The organism is Streptomyces sp. 351MFTsu5.1, assembly GCF_000383655.1.
Lineage (GTDB): Bacteria > Actinomycetota > Actinomycetes > Streptomycetales > Streptomycetaceae > Streptomyces > Streptomyces griseorubiginosus.
The window spans coordinates 119,884-138,898 of the sequence record NZ_KB911795.1; the positions used below are offsets into that span (position 1 = coordinate 119,884).

Annotated in this window: 17 protein-coding genes; 7 read left to right on the forward strand and 10 right to left on the reverse strand. The window is 72.4% G+C overall.

What is annotated here, in order from left to right; translation table 11 throughout:
• Positions 1 to 55: 55 nt before the first annotated feature.
• A complete protein-coding gene (locus H295_RS0135060) occupies positions 56 to 1,483 on the reverse strand; it encodes an RNB domain-containing ribonuclease (protein WP_020140029.1) in 1,428 nt (475 codons plus the stop codon).
• 63 nt (positions 1,484 to 1,546) lie between these two features.
• Here H295_RS0135060 and yaaA point away from each other — a divergent pair, with 63 nt between their 5' ends.
• Positions 1,547 to 2,329, forward strand: coding sequence for a peroxide stress protein YaaA (yaaA, locus tag H295_RS0135065; RefSeq protein WP_020140030.1), 783 nt, complete (start codon positions 1,547 to 1,549; stop codon positions 2,327 to 2,329).
• A gap of 71 nt (positions 2,330 to 2,400) precedes the next feature.
• Positions 2,401 to 3,042: a bifunctional 4-hydroxy-2-oxoglutarate aldolase/2-dehydro-3-deoxy-phosphogluconate aldolase gene (locus tag H295_RS0135070; RefSeq protein WP_020140031.1), complete on the forward strand. Its 642-nt coding sequence runs from the start codon at positions 2,401 to 2,403 to the stop codon at positions 3,040 to 3,042.
• On the opposite strand, the gene H295_RS0135075 is transcribed toward H295_RS0135070, so the two are convergent.
• The 3 genes from H295_RS0135075 to H295_RS0135085 are packed head-to-tail and all read right to left on the reverse strand — an operon-like array spanning position 3,025 to position 5,821.
• The gene (locus H295_RS0135075; protein WP_028810027.1) at positions 3,025 to 4,179 is read right to left on the reverse strand and encodes a bifunctional RNase H/acid phosphatase; all 1,155 of its coding nucleotides are present in this window, start codon (positions 4,177 to 4,179) and stop codon (positions 3,025 to 3,027) included. The genes H295_RS0135070 and H295_RS0135075 overlap by 18 nt on opposite strands.
• Positions 4,180 to 4,223: 44 nt before the next feature.
• Positions 4,224 to 4,967, reverse strand: a complete 744-nt coding sequence (locus H295_RS0135080; RefSeq protein WP_078616839.1) for a zinc ribbon domain-containing protein — start codon at positions 4,965 to 4,967, stop codon at positions 4,224 to 4,226.
• Positions 4,964 to 5,821: a Nif3-like dinuclear metal center hexameric protein gene (locus H295_RS0135085; protein ID WP_020140034.1), complete on the reverse strand. Its 858-nt coding sequence runs from the start codon at positions 5,819 to 5,821 to the stop codon at positions 4,964 to 4,966. Before H295_RS0135085 ends, H295_RS0135080 begins: the two co-directional genes overlap by 4 nt.
• A gap of 187 nt (positions 5,822 to 6,008) precedes the next feature.
• Here H295_RS0135085 and H295_RS0135090 point away from each other — a divergent pair, with 187 nt between their 5' ends.
• Complete coding sequence (locus H295_RS0135090; protein WP_020140035.1) at positions 6,009 to 7,547, forward strand: hypothetical protein; 1,539 nt, start codon at positions 6,009 to 6,011, stop codon at positions 7,545 to 7,547.
• A 96-nt stretch (positions 7,548 to 7,643) separates the two neighbouring features.
• The gene (locus tag H295_RS47665) at positions 7,644 to 7,796 is read left to right on the forward strand and encodes a hypothetical protein (RefSeq protein ID WP_020140036.1); all 153 of its coding nucleotides are present in this window, start codon (positions 7,644 to 7,646) and stop codon (positions 7,794 to 7,796) included.
• Positions 7,797 to 7,882: 86 nt separating this feature from the next.
• Here H295_RS47665 and H295_RS0135100 read toward each other — a convergent pair whose 3' ends face one another.
• The 3 genes from H295_RS0135100 to H295_RS0135110 all read right to left on the reverse strand — a co-directional run bounded on the left by H295_RS0135100 (position 7,883) and on the right by H295_RS0135110 (position 10,854).
• Complete coding sequence (locus H295_RS0135100; protein ID WP_020140037.1) at positions 7,883 to 8,830, reverse strand: 3-oxoacyl-ACP reductase; 948 nt, start codon at positions 8,828 to 8,830, stop codon at positions 7,883 to 7,885.
• A gap of 11 nt (positions 8,831 to 8,841) precedes the next feature.
• Complete coding sequence (locus H295_RS0135105; RefSeq protein WP_020140038.1) at positions 8,842 to 9,918, reverse strand: Zn-dependent alcohol dehydrogenase; 1,077 nt, start codon at positions 9,916 to 9,918, stop codon at positions 8,842 to 8,844.
• A gap of 78 nt (positions 9,919 to 9,996) precedes the next feature.
• Positions 9,997 to 10,854, reverse strand: a complete 858-nt coding sequence (locus H295_RS0135110) for a MaoC/PaaZ C-terminal domain-containing protein (RefSeq protein ID WP_020140039.1) — start codon at positions 10,852 to 10,854, stop codon at positions 9,997 to 9,999.
• A gap of 354 nt (positions 10,855 to 11,208) precedes the next feature.
• Between H295_RS0135110 and H295_RS44100 the strand changes: the two genes are divergently transcribed.
• Both H295_RS44100 and H295_RS0135120 read left to right on the forward strand, forming a co-directional pair.
• Complete coding sequence (locus H295_RS44100; protein ID WP_020140040.1) at positions 11,209 to 12,681, forward strand: sensor histidine kinase; 1,473 nt, start codon at positions 11,209 to 11,211, stop codon at positions 12,679 to 12,681.
• 476 nt (positions 12,682 to 13,157) lie between these two features.
• Positions 13,158 to 13,790 (forward strand): response regulator transcription factor, encoded by a 633-nt coding sequence (locus H295_RS0135120; RefSeq protein WP_043218524.1) that lies wholly within the window; start codon positions 13,158 to 13,160, stop codon positions 13,788 to 13,790.
• A 47-nt stretch (positions 13,791 to 13,837) separates the two neighbouring features.
• Here the strand turns inward: H295_RS0135120 and H295_RS0135125 are convergent, their stop codons facing one another.
• The 3 genes from H295_RS0135125 to H295_RS0135135 all read right to left on the reverse strand — a co-directional run bounded on the left by H295_RS0135125 (position 13,838) and on the right by H295_RS0135135 (position 16,784).
• Positions 13,838 to 14,656 (reverse strand): hypothetical protein, encoded by an 819-nt coding sequence (locus tag H295_RS0135125; protein ID WP_020140042.1) that lies wholly within the window; start codon positions 14,654 to 14,656, stop codon positions 13,838 to 13,840.
• Positions 14,653 to 15,192, reverse strand: a complete 540-nt coding sequence (locus tag H295_RS0135130) for a SigE family RNA polymerase sigma factor (protein ID WP_020140043.1) — start codon at positions 15,190 to 15,192, stop codon at positions 14,653 to 14,655. Before H295_RS0135130 ends, H295_RS0135125 begins: the two co-directional genes overlap by 4 nt.
• Positions 15,193 to 15,350: 158 nt before the next feature.
• Complete coding sequence (locus tag H295_RS0135135; protein WP_020140044.1) at positions 15,351 to 16,784, reverse strand: MFS transporter; 1,434 nt, start codon at positions 16,782 to 16,784, stop codon at positions 15,351 to 15,353.
• 136 nt (positions 16,785 to 16,920) lie between these two features.
• Between H295_RS0135135 and H295_RS0135140 the strand changes: the two genes are divergently transcribed.
• Positions 16,921 to 18,654 carry an MFS transporter gene (locus H295_RS0135140; RefSeq protein WP_028810029.1) on the forward strand — a complete coding sequence of 578 codons (1,734 nt, stop codon included), beginning with the start codon at positions 16,921 to 16,923 and terminating at the stop codon, positions 18,652 to 18,654.
• Positions 18,655 to 19,015: the final 361 nt, after the last annotated feature.

A 19,015-nucleotide genomic window follows, 5' to 3' on the forward strand; every position in this document is an offset into this window, starting at 1 on the left:
CGGCTAACGCCGTTAGCCGTCAAGGTGTCGAGGGGTCTCCGGCGTCAGCGGCGGCTCACGCAGGCGCGAACCGCACCGTTCCGCCGCCCGGCCCCCCGACGTCCGCCCGGGTGAGCCTGACCCGCAGCCGCTCCCCCGGCTCGAGCCCCTCCCCCTCCACCCGGCCGATCACCGCCGGCGTCTCCAACTGCACGGTTCCCACGGTCGGCCGGTGTTCGTCCAGGTCCACGACACAGCCGTCGAACACCTCCCCCACCCGGTCCTCCAGCACCGCCGCCTCGACCAGGTCGACGCACGCCCGTTCCACCGAGGCCGCCCGCCGACCGCCCTCGGACATCTCGCTGGGCAGGGCATCGAAAGCCGCGAGCACCCACTCCGGTACGGCCTCCCCCGCCACCGCCGCCAGACAGATCTCCGACGCGTACCGGTCGACGAGCCGCCGCAGCGGGGCCGTGCAGTGGGCGTAGGGGGCGGCCACCGCCGCGTGAGTGGTGAGGGCGGGCCGGACACCGTCGCGGAAGACCGTGTAGCCCGCCCCCCTCAGCAACGTCGTGCACTCCTGGAGGAACGCCGCGTGCGACGGGACCCCGGGATCGAGCGAGCGGACCAGCGCCGCGTACGACACATGGTGCGGCCACTCGATGTGCAGGGCGAGAGCGGTGCGGCGCAGGCGGCCGACCGCGCCGTCCGGGGCCGCCGGAAGCGTACGCAGCACCCCCGTCCCGTACGCGAGCATCAGGTCCGCCGCCGCCATCCCCGTGAGCAGGGAGATCTGGGCGTTCCAGCCGTCGGCGGGCACCCCCGCCCGGTACGTCAGCTCATAACCGCCGTCCCGCTCCACGATCTCCTGCTCCGGGACCCGCAGCGAGATCCCGCCCCGCTCGACCTCCAGCGCCTCCCGCAACTCACCGATCTCCTTCAACAGCAGCAGCGGTTCCTCGGCCGTGCCCGTGTCGATCGACTTCTGCACGCCCTCGTAGTTCAGCTTGGCGCGGCTGCGGACGAGGGACCGGTGGACCCCGGCCGCGGTCGTACGGCCCTCCGCGTCGAGGTCGATCGTCCACAGCGCGGCCGGGCGCACCTGGTCCGGGAGGAGACTCGCGGCAGCCTCGCTCAGCACCGGCGGGTGGAGCGGGACGCGGGTGTCCGGGAAGTACAGGGTCATCACCCGTCGGTGCGTCTCCGCGTCGAGCGAGCCGCCCGGTACGACGAAGGCCGCGACGTCCGCGATGGCGTACCGCAGGCGATAGCCCGTGCCCCGCCGCGCGAGGTGCATCGCCTGGTCGAGGTCGGTGGAGGCGGGCGGGTCGATGGTGAAGAGGGGGATGTCGGTCGCGTCGACGTGAGCCCCTGGACGTGGGGGGCGGTCGGCCTCGGAAAGCACCTCCGGCGGGAAGTCCGCCGGCACATCCAGCTTGGTGCGCAGGGCCGTGAAGGCGGCCCGGAGCGGGTCGTCGGTCACACGTATGCGGCGGCGGGGCATACAGCGAGGGTAAGCAGATCGGGCCCCGTACGCTGTCCGGAGCTCAACAGAAGGAGATCCTCCGTGCTGGTCCTGCTGCCTCCCTCCGAAGGCAAGGCGTCCTCCGGTCGTGGCGCCCCGCTGAAGCTGGAGTCGCTGTCGCTGCCCGGGCTCAGCGAGAGCCGGGAAGCCGTCCTAGACACGCTCGTCGAGCTGTGCGCCGGCGACGAGGAGAAGGCGCGGGACGTCCTCGGGCTGAGCGAGGGGTTGCGCGGCGAGGTCGCGAAGAACGTCGAACTCCGGACCGCCGGAGCGCGGCCCGCGGGTGAGATCTACACAGGAGTGCTTTACGACGCCCTCGACCTGGCATCTCTCGACGCGGCAGCGAAGAGGCGTGCAGGGCGTTCCCTTCTTGTGTTCTCGGGGCTTTGGGGAGCGGTCCGGGTGACCGACCGGATTCCGTCGTACCGCTGTTCGATGGGGGTGAAGCTGCCGGGGCTCGGGGCGCTGGGCACGCACTGGCGGGCACCGATGGCCTCCGTGCTCACCGAGGCCGCCGGGAACGGGCTCGTGCTGGACCTGCGCTCCTCCGCCTACGCCGCCGCCTGGAAGCCGAAGGGCGAGGTGGCCGGGCGGACGGCGACCGTGCGGGTGCTGCACGCGCCGACCCGGAAGGTCGTCAGCCACTTCAACAAGGCGACGAAGGGGCGGATGGTGCGGAGTCTGCTGTCGGCGGGGGTCGCGCCGAAGGGGCCGGCCGAGCTGGTGGAGGCGCTGCGGGACCTCGGGTACGTGGTGGAGGCGGAGGCACCGTCGAAGGCGGGGCAGCCCTGGGCGCTGGACGTGCTGGTGGACGAGATTCACTGAGCACACCGTGCGGTGTTGCACAGGATGCAATGACCTTTGCGTAAGGTGCAGCGCTTGGCCATGATGACGTCGTGGCCACCTCCCCGCTCGACCTCGCGCCCGTCCTCCCCGTCGTCGTGCTCCACGACGCCTCCGACGCCGTACCGCTCGCCCGGGCCCTCGTCGCCGGGGGGCTCCCCGCGATCGAGGTGACCCTGCGGACCCCCGTCGCGCTCGACGCGATCCGGGCGATCGCCGGGGAGGTGCCGGACGCGGTGGTCGGGGCCGGGACCGTCATCGCCCCTCAGCAGGTGAAGGAGTCGGTGGCGGCCGGCGCCCGCTTTCTCGTCAGCCCGGGCTGGACGGACGTACTGCTTCAGGCGATGCGGGAGTCCGGAGTGCCGTTCCTGCCGGGGGTGTCGACCGCCTCGGAGGTCGTGGCGCTGCTGGAACGGGGCGTGACGGAGATGAAGTTCTTCCCGGCGGAGGCCGCCGGCGGTACGGCCTACCTCGCCTCGCTGGCCGGCCCGTTGCCACAGGCGCGGTTCTGTCCGACCGGAGGGATCGGGGCCGCGAACGCGCCGGAGTACCTGGCGCTCCCCAACGTCGGCTGCGTGGGCGGGACTTGGATGCTCCCGGCGGACGCGCTCGCCGCGCGGGACTGGGACCGGGTCGAGAGACTGGCCCGGGAGGCGTCCGAGCTTTCCCGGCTACGCCTACGGCCGCAGGTGTGACGTGTCGTTGAGCAGCCGTACGCTCGCGTTGCCGTCGGCGTAGTACGCGACCGCCGAGAGGGAGGCCGCGGAGAGTTCCATGCGGAACAGGGACTCCGGCGGGGCGCCCAGGGCCAGGCGTACGAACGTCTTGATCGGGGTGACGTGGGTGACGAGCAGGACCGTGCGGCCCGCGTAGGCCGCCACCAGCCTGTCCCTGGTCGCGGCGATCCTCGTCGCGGTGGCCGCGAAGCTCTCGCCGCCGCCGGTGGGTTCGGCCTCGGGGTCCGCCAGCCACTTGGTCAGGTCGTCCGGGTAGCGCTCGCGCACCTCGCCGAAGGTGAGGCCCTCCCAGGCGCCGAAGTCGGTCTCGATGAGGCCGTCCTCGACGGTGACCTCGATACCGAGCCGTTCGGCGACCGCGGCGGCCGTCTGACGGGTGCGGGTCAGCGGCGAGGCGAGGATGTGCTGGATCGTGCCCCGCCTGGCCAGCGCTTCGGCGGCCCGTTCGGCCTGCTCGCGGCCGATGTCGGAGAGGGAGGGATCCGTGCCGCCGCTTCCCGAGAACCGCTTCTGGGGGGTCAGCGGGGTCTCACCGTGCCGCAGGAGCACGAAGGTGGCCGGTGCGCCCATGTCGGCCGGGGCCCAGCCGGGGGCGGCGACGGTCTTGGCGGCTCGTACGTCGGCGTCGGCTTTGGCGGCACGCACATCAGCAGCTTCGCCGGAAGTCGGCTTCCGTACCGAACTCGCCGAACCCTCTGAGTCCATCGCCTCGTTCGCCAACCGGTCCGCCCTCTTGTTCTGCTCGCGCGGGATCCACTCGTAGGTGACCTGCCCGGGAGGGAACACCCGGCCCGCCTCCAGGGCCAGCGGCTTCATGTCCGGGTGCTTGATCTTCCAGCGGCCCGACATCTGTTCCACGACGAGCTTGGAGTCCATGCGGACGTGGACGCGGGCCGAGGGGTCGAGGTCGTGCGCGGCGCGCAGGCCGGCCAGCAGCCCCCGGTACTCGGCGACGTTGTTCGTCACGACGCCGAGGTACTCGTACGTCTCGACCAGCGTCTCCCCCGTCGCCGCGTCCAGCACCACGGAGCCGTAGCCGGCCGGGCCCGGGTTGCCCCGTGAGCCGCCGTCCGCCTCGACGATGAACTCCCGCACGTCCACAGCTCCTTGGCTTCCTCGCTACCTGGCTGCCCGCGTCCTTACAGACCGGAGTCGGACGTGCGCACCAGGATGCGGCGGCAGTTCTCGCAGCGCACCACGGTGTCGGGCGCCGCCGCGCGGACCTCGTTGAAGTCCGTGATGGAGAGCTCCTGGCGGCAGCCCTGACAGGTGCGCTGGTACAGCTTGGCCGCGCCGATGCCGCCCTGCTGCTCGCGGAGCTTGTCGTAGAGCTTGAGAAGGTCCGCGGGGACGACGGCCGCGATGACCTCGCGCTCCTTGGTCACCGAGGCGATCTCGCCGTCCAGCGTCTCGAAGGCCGCGTCACGGCGGGCCGTCGCGTCGTCGATCTTCGACTGGACGGAGGAGACGCGCTCGGTCAGCTCGGCGACACGCTCCTGCGCGGACTCGCGGCGCTCCATGACCTCCAGGACGACGTCCTCCAGGTCGCCCTGGCGCTTGGCGAGGGAGGTGATCTCGCGCTGGAGGTTCTCCAGGTCCTTCGGGGAGGTCACGGCACCGGAGTCCAGGCGCTGCTGGTCGCGGGCGGCGCGCTGGCGCACCTGGTCCACGTCCTGCTCGGCCTTGGTCTGCTCACGGGCGGTGTCGCTCTCTTCCGTCTGCGCGGCGACGAGCAGGTCGCGCAGCTGGGTGGCGTCCTTGGTGAGCGCCTCGATCTCGGCGTGCTCGGGCAGCGAGCGACGCTTGTGGGCGAGCTGCTGGAGGCGGACGTCCAGGGCCTGGACGTCGAGGAGTCGGATCTGGTCGGCGGGCGCGGCGTTCAGTTGGGGGCTCCCAGTGAGCTAGAGGTCGGGTTGGACGCCGCGTGGGCGGTCCAGGGGTCGGTGACCGTCTTCGAGACATGCACGCGCAGGTCCCAGCCGTGACGGTCGGAGATCTCGTCGAGCTGGGCGGCGGCCAGCTCGCACCAGGGCCACTCGGTGGCCCAGTGCGCCGCGTCGAGCAGCGCGAGGGGACTGTGGGCGACCGCTTCGGACACCGGATGGTGGCGCAGGTCGGCGGTGAGGAAGGCGTCGACGCCGGCCGCGCGGACCTGGTCGAAGAGGCTGTCGCCGGAACCGCCGCTGACGGCGACCGTGCGGACCGTCGCCTCGGGGTCGCCGGCCACGCGGATGCCCTGCGCGGTCGCGGGCAGGCGTTCGGCGGCCCGTGCGGCGAGCTCCCTGACCGACAGGGGGTGCTCCAGCTCGCAGATCCGCCCGAGGCCCCGCCGCCCGTCCGGGTCCGACGGGTCCGGCACCAGCGGCCGTACGACACGCAGGTCCAGCGCGCCGGCGAGGGCGTCCGAGACACCCGGGTCCGCGGTGTCCGCGTTGGTGTGGGCCACGTGCAGCGCGATGTCGTTCTTGATGAGGGTGTGGACGACCCGGCCCTTGAAGTGGCTCGCGGCGACAGTCGTCGTACCGCGCAGATAAAGGGGGTGGTGGGTGACCAGCAGGTCCGCGCCCAGCTTCACCGCCTCGTCCACGATCTCCTGGACCGGGTCGACGGCGAAGAGGACCCGCGTGACTTCCTGGTCGGGTTCGCCCACGACGGTGCCGACCGCGTCCCAGGACTCGGCCCGCTCGGCGGGCCACAGGTTCTCCAGCGCGGCGATGACTTCAGACAGACGGGGCACGGGGAAAGGCTACCTGCCTGGTCCACCCGGTTGAACCTGAGCCGCCCGAGGCGGCCCCGCTCAGCACAGCCGCCCCGCTTCCCTCAGGCGAATCGTTCCTCTGCCATCCCTTTGTGTGAAGCGGAAGCCCGCCCGTCCCACGCCCGTGCGTACGAAAACTACTTTCGTGGCTGGAGGTGACCAGACGATGACGGCCTGTGCCATCGAGCCCGCGACGTCGGACGAGGACGTGGACGGCGACGGGGACGGGGAGATCCCGAGGACGGAGTACGTGATCGCTGAGGACGGGGGCGGGGGAGGTCCGGCGGCGGAGTATCCGGGCGCCAGGGATGCGGATGAGTACGGGGGTGCCGAGCACGGGGTGGCCGCGGCGGCGGAGTACCCGGGCGCCGGGGACGGGGAAGCCCTGGGGGCGGAGTACCCGGCCGCCGGGGATGCCGACGAGTACGGGGAGAGCGACCACGGGGTGGCCGCGCCGACGGAGTACCCGGCCACCGCCGCGGAGGCCGGGTACAGGGGCGCCGGGTACGGGGATGCCGACTACGGCCCCGCCGCGCACGCCGCCTGTGTGATCACCGTCGCCGGTTCCTACGCCGCCCGGCTCGCCCGGCACGGTGACTCCTGGTTCCCGGAGCGGTGGACGCTGGACGGGCCCGAGCCCTACGCGGTGCCGTTGCCGGGCCGGCAGCCGGAGGAGCCCGGCACCGAGGTGCACCCGATGGGGGACGGGCGGGTCCTGATCAGGCGGTTCGCCGACGGGCGGCACAACTTCGCGCTGCTGTACCCGACCGGGCCCGAGACCGGCGAGCTGCCGCTGGGCGCGGTCGAGTGCCCGGACCGGGCCACGCTCCTACGGCTGCTGCCGCCGGCGCCGGGCGGGGAGAAGGCGTACGCCCTCGCCGTGGGCCGGCGTTCCAGTGCCGTGTGGCTGGTGGCGGGCGGTGCGTTCGGGCCCGAGCATCTCGCGGAGATCCCGGGGCGCTGCTCGGGCGGGGTGTGGCTGGACGGGACGGGGCGGATGCTGGCCCTGGACCGTGAGGTGGGCGGGCGGACCAAGACGATCGTGGTGGACCTGGAACGGGGCGGCGAGGTCTCGCCGCTGCTCCAGATCGCCGACGGCAGCGACGACCGGCTGCTGCTCGCCGACCCGGACAGCGGACTGCTGCTGATCTCCTCGGACGCACCGTCGCCGGGGCGGGCCCGCCTGGGCTGGGGCGTCCTGGGCAGCACCCTGCCGGTGCGCTTCCCGGAGTGCCTGCGGGTGCCCGACTGCGCGGTGACGCCGTTCGCGATCCAGCCCGGTCAGGTCCTGATGCCGGAGAGCTGCGGGGTGGCGCTGCGGGTCGACGGTCCGACGGGCAGCTGGGTGGGCGTGTGGCGGCCCGCGGCCCGCCAGGTGGAGCATCTCCCGGCGCCCGAGGGGTGGTTGACGGGTGCGGGGCTCTGGACCGGGGAGGGGGAACTGCTGCTGCCGTACGCCACGGAGGGGATGCCGTGCGGGGTGGTGCGGTGGGCGGCGGCCGGGTCTCCTTCCGGGGTGGCGGGCGGCCACGGGAACCCGGGGTCAGGGGAGCCCGGGGTGGGGGAAACGGGGGTCGGGGGCGTGGGCCCGGAGGATCCGGACGGAGGTGTCGGCCCGGCCTCGGAACCGGGTCCTCCGGAGCCTGTCGCACTGCGCCCTGTGCCCTTGCAGCAGGCCCCGTTGGGCAATCTTGTAACGAAGTAGTGCCGGTTGGTCCGGCCGCCTGGAATCGCCCCATGGGGTGCCGGTTAAAATCGCCCCGCTGTAAGAAAGATCATGTTGACGGGGTGAATCACTTCCATGAGCGACGCCAGCACGAAGCAGTCGACTGCCGACGTCCAGGAGCCTACGGGCCACGGCAAGCACCGGGGCCCGGTCTCGGTCCAGGACAGCGAGACGGCCCCGCGTGGGCGGCACCGCAAGTCGGTCGAGCAGACCGAGGCCGCGGCCTGACGGTGGACGACGGCACACGGCCCGCTCCTCTCACGGGGAGCGGGCCGTTGCGCGTCTGCTCCCCCCGGTTTCTACCCCCCCCGTTTCTACTCCCCTCGTTTCAGCCCCAGCACTTCGGCCGCCGCGAACGTCTCCCCCGTCGGCCGCCGCGCGTAGTGCGGAGTGAGCAGCGCGTCCAGTTCGTCGTAGGTGAAGGTGTCCTGCTTGCTGTCGAACTTGGCCTGCACCCGCGGTCGTTCGACGACGGCGATCATCCCTCCGTGTACAACGAGCAGCTGGCCGTTGACGCGTTCGGCGGCGGGTGACGCCAAGTAGCCGACGAGCGGGGCGACATGCTCGGGGGCGAGCGGGTCGAGTCCCGACTCCGGTTGCTCGAAGCCCGCTCCCGCGAAGACGTCCTCGGTCATCCGGGTGCGGGCGCGCGGGCAGATGGCGTTGGCGGTGACGCCGTACTTGGCGAGCGCGAGAGCGGTGGAGGTGGTGAGTCCGACGATTCCCCCCTTGGCGGCCGCGTAGTTGGGCTGCCCCGCGGACCCGGCGAGGAACGCCTCCGAGGAGGTGTTGACGACACGGCCGTACACCGGCCTGCCGGCCACCTTGGACCGCTCACGCCAGTGCGCCGCCGCGAACCGGGTCGTGTTGAAGTGGCCCTTGAGGTGGACCCGGATCACCGCGTCCCACTCGCCCTCGGTCATGGAGAAGACCATGCGGTCGCGCAGGATGCCCGCGTTGTTGACGAGGATGTCGAGCTTGCCGAACTCGGCGATCGCCAACTCGACCAGTTCGCGCGCCTGTTGGTGGTCGCCGACGTCACCCGTGTGGGCGCGGGCCTGTCCTCCCGCGGCCCGGATCTCCTCGACGACCTGCTGGGCGGGGCCCGCGGAGGCCTCGCCGGAGCCGTCCCGGCCGGGCTGTCCGTAGTCGTTGACGACCACGGCCGCACCGAGCCGGGCCAACTCCAGCGCCTCGGCCCGGCCGAGCCCCCGGCCGGCGCCGGTGACGACGGCCGACAGTCCCTCAAGTGGCAGCGACATCAGCGGGGCCCTCAGATCTCGATGCAGGTGCGGAGGGAGGTCCCCGTCCGCATCTGGTCGAGCGCCTCGTTGATCTCGCTGAGCGCCACCCGGTGGGTGATCAGGCCGTCCAGGTCGACGCGGCCGGCCCGCCACAGGGCGATGGTCCGCTCGTAGGAGCGCAGGACGTCCCCGCCGCCGTACATGGACGGCAGGATGCGCTTCTCGTCGAAGAACAGCTCGAACATGTTGAGCTGGAGGAAGTCGTCCATGGCGCCCGCGCCGACGACCACGAGGGTGCCGCCGCGCCGGGTCGTCTCGTACGCCGTGCGGGCGGTCGCCGACCTGCCGACGACCTCGAAGACGTAGTCGAAGCCCTCACCGGCGGTGACCTGCTGCTTGGCGTCGGCGAGTTCGTCCGGGGAGACGGCCCGGGTGGCGCCGAACTTCAGGGCGGCCTCGCGGCGGGAGGCGACCGGGTCGACGGCGACGATCTCGGCGGCGCCCTTGAGACGGGCCCCCTGGATGGCGGAGATGCCGACGCCGCCGCAGCCGATGACGGCGACCGACGAACCGGCCTCCACGTCCGCGGTGTTGAGCGCGGCCCCGAGCCCGGTGGTGACCCCGCAGCCGATCAGGGCCGCTATGTCGAAGGGCACGTCGTCGGGGATCGGCACCGCGCAGCCCGCGTCGACGACGACCTCCTCGGCGAAGGTGCCGGTGCCCGCGAAGCCGAAGACATCGCCGCCGGGGCGCCGGAAGTTGGGGGTGCCCGCGTTCATGAACCCGGCCAGGCACAGCTCGGTCTGGCCGCGTTTGCAGGCCGGACAGACCCCGCAGGCCGGCAGCCAGCACACGACGACCCGGTCACCGGGCTTCAGGTGCCCGACTCCCTCGCCGACCTCGAGGATCTCCCCCGCGCCCTCGTGGCCGGGGACGAAGGGTGCCGGCTGCGGCAGGACCCCGCTCATCGCGGACAGGTCGGAGTGGCACAGGCCGGTGGCCCGGACCCGGATCCGCACCCTGCCGGGCCCGAAGCCCACCGCCTCGACGTCGTCGAGGACCTCGAGTTTTTCCTGGCCTATCTCGTGCAGTACGGCTGCGCGCATGGTGCGGCTCCCCTCGTACGGCGTGCTGGTTCAGGAGTGTTCTGGAGCAGGTGCTCAGGCGTGTCCTGGAGCGGGTGCTCAGGCGTGTTCGACGACGGTGTCGGCGAGGACGGGCGCGTCGTCGCGTTCCACGGCACTGACGGCGACCCTGGTGGACTCCGGCGTGTGCCACATCCGGATCCGCAGCGTCTCCCCCGGGTAGACGACCCCGGCGAACCGGGTGACGTAGGACCGCACCCGGGTCACGTCCCCGCCGAGCAGGGTGTCCACGACCGCCTTGAGCGTGATGCCGTAGGTGCACAGCCCGTGCAGGATGGGCCGCTCGAAGCCCGCCACCTTCGCGAACTCCGGGTCGGCGTGCAGGGGGTTCCAGTCGCCGGAGAGCCGGTACAGCAGGGCCTGGTCCTCGCGGACGGGGCGCTCGACGGTCCGGTCGGGCTCGCCGGCCGGGGGTTCGAGACGGGCGGAGGGGCCCCGGTCGCCGCCCCAGCCGCCCTCTCCCCGGACGAAGATCTGGGCGTCGTTGGTCCACAACGGGCCCTCGGCATCCGCGACTTCGGTCCGCATGACCAGAACGGCCGCCTTGCCCTTGTCGTAGACGGCGGCGATCCGATTCGTGGCGGTGGCGGAGCCCGCAGCCGGGAGGGGGCGGTGGATCACGAGACTCTGCCCGCCGTGCAGCACCCGGGCGAGGTCGACCTCGATGCCCGGCATGGACAGGCCGCTGATCACCCCCGGCGACCCGGAACCCGCGACGGTGGCGAAGCTCGGCAGGACGTGCAGCCGGGATTCGAGGGTGTAACGCAGTTCGTCGGGGTCGGTGGCGGGGATGCCCGCGCCGATTCCGAGGTGGTAGAGCTGGACGTCCTTCGAGGTCCAGGAGATCTCGCCGGTCCGGGGCTCGGCGGCGAGGGCTGCGGCGGCATCGATGGGCATACGGCTCCTGACAGTGACGGATTGAAGACCTCGGTACGGCCGTCCGCACCGTCGGCCGCACCGAGGTCGTCGCGGGCCGATCTAGAACGCGTTCCAGTCCGGCGCCCTCTGTATAGCCGAGCCCACCGCACTTGTGAAGGCTCCTGACGGAGTGTCAGGTCTGTCGCTTCTGCGGGCTCACGGCTTCTCCTGGCGCGGCTTCTCCCGGCGCGCGGCTTCTCCCGGCTCCGGCACCCGGGACATTTGTCCTGCCCGAGTCCGTACATCCGCATCTCCCGGGCCGGGGTGCCGCTCCGTAGCGTTGTTCCCGTCGTCCCGGCCGCCCGCCGGGAACCCCTGAGCGGAGGAACGGTCATGTCCTGGTCGCGCAAGCTCTCGTGCCGCGTGGGCGAACTCCGCCAGGAGGTGCGCTCGGCGCGGGAGCACCAGCGGTACTACGAGGCCAACAAGAAACAGCTCAAGGCCGAGTACAAGGCCGCGCAGAAGGCCGGGAACGTCCCCACCAACGCCGGCCTGGGCAGCGGCTTCGGACTTCTGCCGTGGCTGCTGCTGGGGATGGGCGCCTTCTCCAACCTCTTCCAGGGCGAGGCCGCCGACCCCTGGATCGCCGGCCTCGGGCTGCTCACCTTCAACTCGCTCTACATCTACGTCACCTTCCGCGCCTTTCGCAGGGAGACCCGGGACTCGCTCTCCACACGGCTGGCGCTGGTGGTGCTGGGTCTGGTGACCTGCGGTCTGGCGATGGGGTACGGCGGGAACTGGCTGCTGTTCTTCCCCCTGTTCGGACTCGCGACCGGTGCGGTGGTGCGGCTGCCGCACCTGCGCTGGGTGGCTGCCGTGGTGACCGTGGTCGCCGGTGCGGCCTCCGTCCTCCGCGACGGCTGGGGCGGGCTCGACACCGCCTACGCCACCTGGATCTCCACGATGGTCACGGCCGCGATCCTGTCCCTCTCCGAGGCGGTACGGCAGTTGCGGGAGGCCCGTGAGGAACTGGCCCGGCGCGCGGTCGAGGAGGAACGCCTGCGGTTCTCCCGGGACCTGCACGATCTCCTCGGCCACACCCTGTCGGTCATCGTGGTCAAGTCGGAGGCGGCCCGTCGGCTGGCCCCGGGCAACCTGGACGCGGCGCTCGTCCAGATCTCCGATATCGAGTCGGTGGGCCGCCAGGCCCTCACCGAGATCCGCGAGGCGGTGACCGGCTACCGCGAGGGCAGTCTCAGCACCGACCTCGACCGGGCGGCCTCCGCGCTGCGCGCCGCGGGCATCGAGCCGACCGTCCACCTCTCCGGCCCGCCCCTGGCCGCCCAGACCGAGGCGCTGCTGGGCTGGGTGGTGCGCGAGGCGGTGACCAACACCGTCCGGCACAGCGGGGCAACCCGGTGCGAGATCTCCGTAGACGGCTCGGCGGAACGGGTGCGGCTGCGGGTGTGGGACGACGGCCGGGGAGGGCTCGCGGGGCCGGGGGTCGGTGTGGGGAGCGACGACACCGGGACTGCGCCTTCTGAGCTGCGTGACCTGCCTGACCTGTCTGAGCCGTCTGTGTCGCCTACGCGGGCTTGTGCCGATGTGGTGGCCGGGGCGCAGACACCGGGGATCGGCGGGACCGGGCTCAAGGGGCTCGCCGAGCGATTGGCCGCGGCCGGGGGGCGGTTGGAGGCCGGGGCCGGGCCACGGGGAGGTTTCGTGGTGCGGGCCGAGCTGCCGGTCGAGTCGGTGGAGCCGGGGTGGAGTGGTGGAGAGGTACCGGGTGGTGCAGCGGGGCGGGCCGACGGGGCACGGCAGGCCGATGCGGCGGGGGCGGCCGGTGGGCCGGTGCGGGCCGGTTAGCGGATCGGCTCGCGGGTGCGTCGGCGCCGACCGTCAGCGAGCCCCGGGCGGGCGGGTCGGTGGGGTCGCTCGCGTGGCTTCGATGGCGCCTGTACGGGAGGAGCCGGGGTGCGGACGTGGGCATGGGTCCGTACGCCGGGAGGGGCTGGCGTACGGGTGTGGGCATAGGTCCGTGCACCGGGAAGGGCCGGCGCACGGACGTGAGCACCGGTCCGTGCGCCGGGCGCCACCGTCAACGGCGTCTCCGCCGACGGCTCGACCGCCCGGGTCGGCTTCGTCCCGCCGGAGCGTCGGAACGGCAAGAGACCTCGCCCCCCGGGTTCCCTGCCCTGGGCGCCCGTCCGCCCCGCGCCCCTGCACCCCGCACCCCTCGGCCTCCCGCCCTAACCGCTCACTCTTCAGTTCTCAAGGACCACGCGCGTGAGCGCACCCAGGTCAAGTCGCCCCTCGCCCCCTACGCTTGGGCCGTGAACGAGATGCCCCGGGATCACCGGCCCTCCAAGTCGATCCGCGTCCTGCTCGCCGAGGACCAGGGCATGATGCGCGGGGCGCTCGCGCTGCTGCTCGGGATGGAGCCGGACATGCAGGTGGTGGCCAAGGTCGCGGCGGGGGACGCGATCGTGGACGCGGCCCTCACGCACCGCCCCGACGTGGCCCTGCTCGACATCGAACTGCCGGGCATGAGCGGTCTGGACGCCGCCGCCGAGCTGCGCGACCAGGTGCCGGACTGCCGGGTGCTGATCCTGACCACCTTCGGGCGGCCCGGCTATCTGCGCCGGGCGATGGAGGCGGGTGCCGCCGGTTTCCTCGTCAAGGACGGGCCCGTGGAGGAGCTGGCCGCGTGCATCCGCCGGGTGCTGACCGGTGAGACCGTGATCGACCCCGCCCTCGCCGCGGCCGCCCTCAGCGCCGGCCCGAACCCTCTCACCGCCCGTGAGTGCGAGGTCCTCAAGGCCTCCACGGACGGCGCGACGGTGGCCGACATCGCCGACAGGCTCCATCTGTCCGAGTCCACCGTCCGCAACTACCTCTCCTCCGCCATCGGGAAGACCGGCACGCGCAACCGGATGGAGGCGGTGCGGGAGGCCCGGCAGCAGGGGTGGCTGTGAACTCCGGCCCTTTGTCCTTGATCCCCCTCCCCACCTGATTCCCCTCCCTACTTGATCACCTCCGCCGACTTGTACTCCGTACCCTTCGGAGCCAGGCACACGAACCAGTCGTAGGGCGAGCCCTCAGCCGAGCGGATCACCCCGGCCTTGGTGCCGCTGCCGGTGCCGGCCCGCTCCACCACGGTCACCGTCTGGTTCGTCCAGTTGCAGTTGACGCGCTGGGCGGTCCTGGCGAGGGAACCGACGACGAGACGGATGTCCTTGTCGCCGGGTGCGAGAGGGAGGGCTCCTGAAATGAGGTCCGTGGTGGTCATCCTGTCCGACGCGGGGACCACGTTCTCCATGACCTTCGACCAGGTACCGCCGTAGTCGCGGTGCACGAAGTACGCGATCTTGCCCACCAGGTCCGAGGCCTTGCGGACGTCGGCCGGGTCCTCGCCGTGCGCCCGCATCGCGTTCAACGTGGCCTGGGCCTCGGCGGTGTCGACCGGTGCCGGCCAGGTGTCGAGGGTGACCCGCCACTCCTTGCCGTCCTCCGTGCCCGACGCCAGCGTGACCCGCTTGGCGGGCTCGGACACGCCGGGCGTGTGGGTGGCCGTGGCCGGTGGCTGGGTGGCCACCGCCGCTGCGCCGCCGCTGTCCCGGCCCGGCAGCCCCGCCGCGGCGAGCGTCGCCGAGGAGCCCGCGAGCACCAGTGCCGTGGCCGCGGCCACCGCCCAGCGGCGGGCCCTGCGCCTGCGGCCACCGCGGATCACCGCGTCGTAGGGGGCTATGCCGATCTCGACCTCGTCGGCGGCGTCGGCCAGCAGGAGGGCGATGTCGCTGTCGCTCATGTGGTGGTTCGTCTCCCGGTCCGCGCTCGTCACTTCCGGCCTCCCTGCGTCACCATGTCGGCCAGTCCGGGTATGGCGCGAAGTTTCGCGATCCCCTTGGCCGCGTTGCTCTTCACCGAGCCGACCGAGCAGCCCATCGCCTCGGCCGTCTGTGTCTCGGTCAGGTCCTCCCAGTAGCGCAGGACCACCGCCTCCCGCTGCCGGGGAGGGAGTTGGGCCAGCGCCTTCAGCAGGGCGCTGCGGTCGTCGGCCTGGGCGATGCGGTCGCCGGTGTCGGCGACCTCGCGCACCAGGCCGGAGTCGTCGCCCCTCGCCAGGAACTCCCTGAGCCTTTTGCGGTGCTTGCGCGCGTGGGCGTTGACCATCACGCGCCGTACGTAGGCCTCGGGGTCATCGGCCGAGCCGACCTTTCTCCAGGCCACATAGACCTGTTCGAGCGTCGACTGGACCAGGTCCTCCGCCGCGTGCTGCTCCCCCGTGAGGAGAAATGCCGTCCGCATCAGCCGTGGCCAGCGGCCGATGACGAAGCCCTGGAACTCCTCGTCCCGGGCCTGTTTCCGATCCCCCATGGGCACCTCCTAGATGTCTTAAGGAGTCCATGAGCACGCCGGACCGTTGCCTCGCCCGAGCGGAATCTTTGCACTGCCCCGCCCGACCGGAACTTCTCACCACCCCACCCGACCGGAAACCGTTCACCGCCCCGCCCGACCGGAAACTTTGCACCGCCTCACTCAGCCGGAATCCTCCGCGGCAGCCACACCACCATCAGCACCACCGCCCCCGCCAGCACGACCGTCCCCGCCCGGAAGGCCAGCGCGTACCCCTCCGTCAGGGCCACGCTCGAAACCTCGCTGCCCGTCCGGGCCGTCGCGAGGGTCGAGAGGACCGCGAGGCCCAGGGAGCCGCCCATCGTGCGCGAGGTGTTGACCAGGCCGGACACCAGGCCCGCCTCCCCCGGCGCCGCCCCGGACGTGGCCAGCGAGGCGAGCGGGGTCGAGGCGAGGCCCGCGCCCAGCATCATCAGGATCCCGGGGATCATGATCGAGGTGACGTATCGGCCGTCCGCCGTCATCGTCGACTGCCAGGCGTAGCCGGCGAGCGCGACGAGGGTCCCGAGGACCGCCACCCGGCGAGCCCCGGAGCGGCGCATCAGACGGGGCGCGAGCTTGGAGCCGAGCACGATGGCCAGGGAGCTGGGCAGCATGGCGAGTCCGGCGTCCAGCGGGGAGTACCCGAGGACGTTCTGGGCGTAGAGCGTGATGAAGTACCACGTGCAGAACAGGGCGGAGCCGCTGAGGAACATCGCCGCGTTCGCCGACGCCACCGCCCGCACCCTGAGCAGTCCGAGCGGCATCAGCGGCGCGGTCGTACGGGACTCGACGAGGAGGAAGGCGGCCACCAGCGCCGCTCCGACGGCCAGCGGCACCAGCGTGGCGGCGGCCGTCCAGCCCGAGGCCTCGGTCTGTGAGATGCCGTACGCGAGGACGGCCAGGCCTCCGGTGACCAGCAGCGCGCCCGGCAGGTCGAGGCGCCGGCCGTCCCCGGCGCGGCTCTCGGTCAGCCACAGCAGCGAGCCGAGCAGGACCACCGCGCCGACCGGCACGTTGATCAGCAGCACCCAGCGCCAGGACAGGGTGTCCACCAGGAGGCCGCCGAAGAAGCCGCCGGCCGCGCCGCCGCCCGCGCCCACGGCGGTCCAGGTGGCGATCGCACGGGCCCGCGCGGGGCCCTCCGGGACGGCCGAGGTCACGATGGTGAGGGTCGCGGGGGCCAGTACCGCCGCGCCGAGACCCTGTGCCGCGCGAGCGAGCAGCAGCTGTCCGCCGCCCTCGGCCAGGCCGCCGGCCAGCGAGGCCGCGGTGAACAGGCCGAGCCCGACCAGGAACATCCGCTTGCGCCCGTAGAGGTCGCCGGCCCGGCCGCCGAGCAGCATGAACCCGGCGAAGGCGATGGAGTAGGCGTTCACGACCCACTGGAGTCCGGTGCCGCTCATGCCCAGGTCGGCGCGGATGGACGGCAGCGCCACGTTGACGACGGACACGTCGAGCACGACCAGGAACTGGCCGGCGCAGGCCAGCGCCACGACCAGCCAGGCGGGGGGCGCGGGACGGGACCGGCCGGACACAGGAGCGACGTCAGGGGCTTCGAGCATGACGGTCATGGTCTCAACCGGGGCCCGCTTCCCCAAGAGAATATAAAGAATTCGTTAGTACGTCGAAGCATCGGAATAGTTGCCCATGCATACGTAGTTCACCCCACACGTAAGCCGATCTTCCAGGCCCGGAGGCCTCCCTCACATGACGCACACGCCGACAGACCAGCCCAACCGGAGAGCGTCCGGCGCTGTCGTCCCGGTGCTCGCCTTCGCGGGCATCGTGGTCGCGGTGATGCAGACCCTGCTCGTCCCGGTCATCAAGGACCTGCCGCAGCTGCTGAACACGGAGCCCAGCAACGCCACCTGGGTCCTGACCTCCACCCTGCTCTCGGGTGCCGTCGCCACCCCGATCATGGGCCGCCTCGGCGACCTGTACGGCAAGCGCCGCATGCTGATCCTCAGCCTCGCCGTGATGGTCGTCGGCGCGCTGGTCAGCGCCCTCACCAGCGATCTGCTCACGATGATCGCCGGCCGCACCCTCCAGGGCTTCGCCATGGGCGCGATCCCGCTCGGCATCGGCCTCATGCGCGACATGCTGCCCCGCGAGAAGCTCGGCTCGGCGATGGCCCTGATGAGCTCCTCGATCGGCGTCGGCGGCGGACTCGCGCTGCCGCTCGCGGCACTGGTCGCCCAGCACGCCGACTGGCACGCCCTCTTCTACGGCGCGGCCGGCCTCGGCGCCCTCGCGATCGGCCTCACCCTCCTCGTCGTACCGGAGTCCCCGGCGCGCGCCGAGGGCACCTTCGACGTGCTGGGCGCGATCGGCCTCTCCGCCGGCTTGGTCCTCTTCCTCCTGCCGATCACCAAGGGCAGTGACTGGGGCTGGACCTCCGGCACCACGCTCGGCCTGTTCGCCGCCTCCGCGGTCGTCCTCGTCCTGTGGGGCGTCATGGAGCTGCGGGTGAAGGCCCCCCTGGTCGACCTGCGCACCACCGCCCGCCCGGCGGTCCTCTTCACCAACCTGGCGTCGATCATGGTGGGTGTCTCCTTCTACGTCGTCTCGCTGGTCCTTCCGCAGCTGCTCCAGCTCCCGAAGGCGACGGGCTACGGCCTCGGCCAGTCGATGGTCGTCGCGGGTCTGCTGGTCGCCCCGCTGGGCCTGACGATGATGGTCACGGCGCCGGTGTACGCCCGCCTGTCCGCGAAGTACGGGCCCAAGTTCACCCTCATCCTCGGCATGCTGATCATCGCGATCGGCTACGGCGCGGGCCTCGGCCTCATGAGCGCGGCCTGGCAGAGCCTCGTGATCGCGGTCGTGCTCGGCGCGGGCATCGGCCTCGCGTACTCCTCGCTCCCCGCGCTGATCGTCGGGGCGGTCCCGGCGTCGGAGACGGGCGCGGCGAACGGTCTCAACACGCTGATGCGGTCCATCGGTACGTCCGTGTCGAGCGCCGTGATCGGCATGGTCCTTGCGAACACGGCGAACGACGTCGGGGGTGTCGCGATCCCGACGATGCACGGCTTCCGGGTGTCGTTCCTGATCGCGACGGGTGCGGTGGCGATCGGACTGCTGATGGCGGTGTTCCTGCCGAAGCCGAACCGGGCTCCGCAGCTGCGGGCCAGCAGCGAGGAGGAGGCGAACCTGGAGCACGCGGAGGAGGTTCTGCGGGGCTTCCGGGGCCGGGTCCTCGACGCCTCCGGTGCTCCGGTCGCGCGGGCCAAGGTCACGCTGATCGACCGGCGGGGGCGTCAGGCGGGTTCCGCCGTCGCCGACGAGGACGGGGTGTACGCCCTCGGCGTGCCGGGCGGCGGTGCGTACGTGCTCGCCGCGCGAGCCGTGGGGCACGGTCCGCTCGCGTCGTCGGCGACGCACGCCGGGGACGAGCGCGCGGTGAGCCTGGACCTGTCCCTGCCAGGCGAGACGGTCACGACCTGACCGACGCCGCCCATCCCACCGCACCCCCGTTCCGCGCCTGGGACGGGGGTGCGGTGCGTCGGGGGGGGGAGTGCTGACGGCCGTAGGACGGGCAGACGGTGACCGGACTCACGCCGATCCGGCCGGGTCCGGTGCGACCGGCTCCGGTGCGACCGGGTGCGGTTCGAGCGGGTCCGGTCCGGTGAGGTCCGGTCGAGCCTGGCCCGGTGGGGTCCGGTCCGGTGAGGTCCGATCCAGTCGTCGCACCCTCGCAGAACGACCGGCACCCGCCCCCCGTCTCTCCTCCGACGACGCGTGCGGCAGCATGGGCGGTCGCAGGGGTTCCGGCACCTGCTCCCCGCACGACCGACCCGCTCGACCG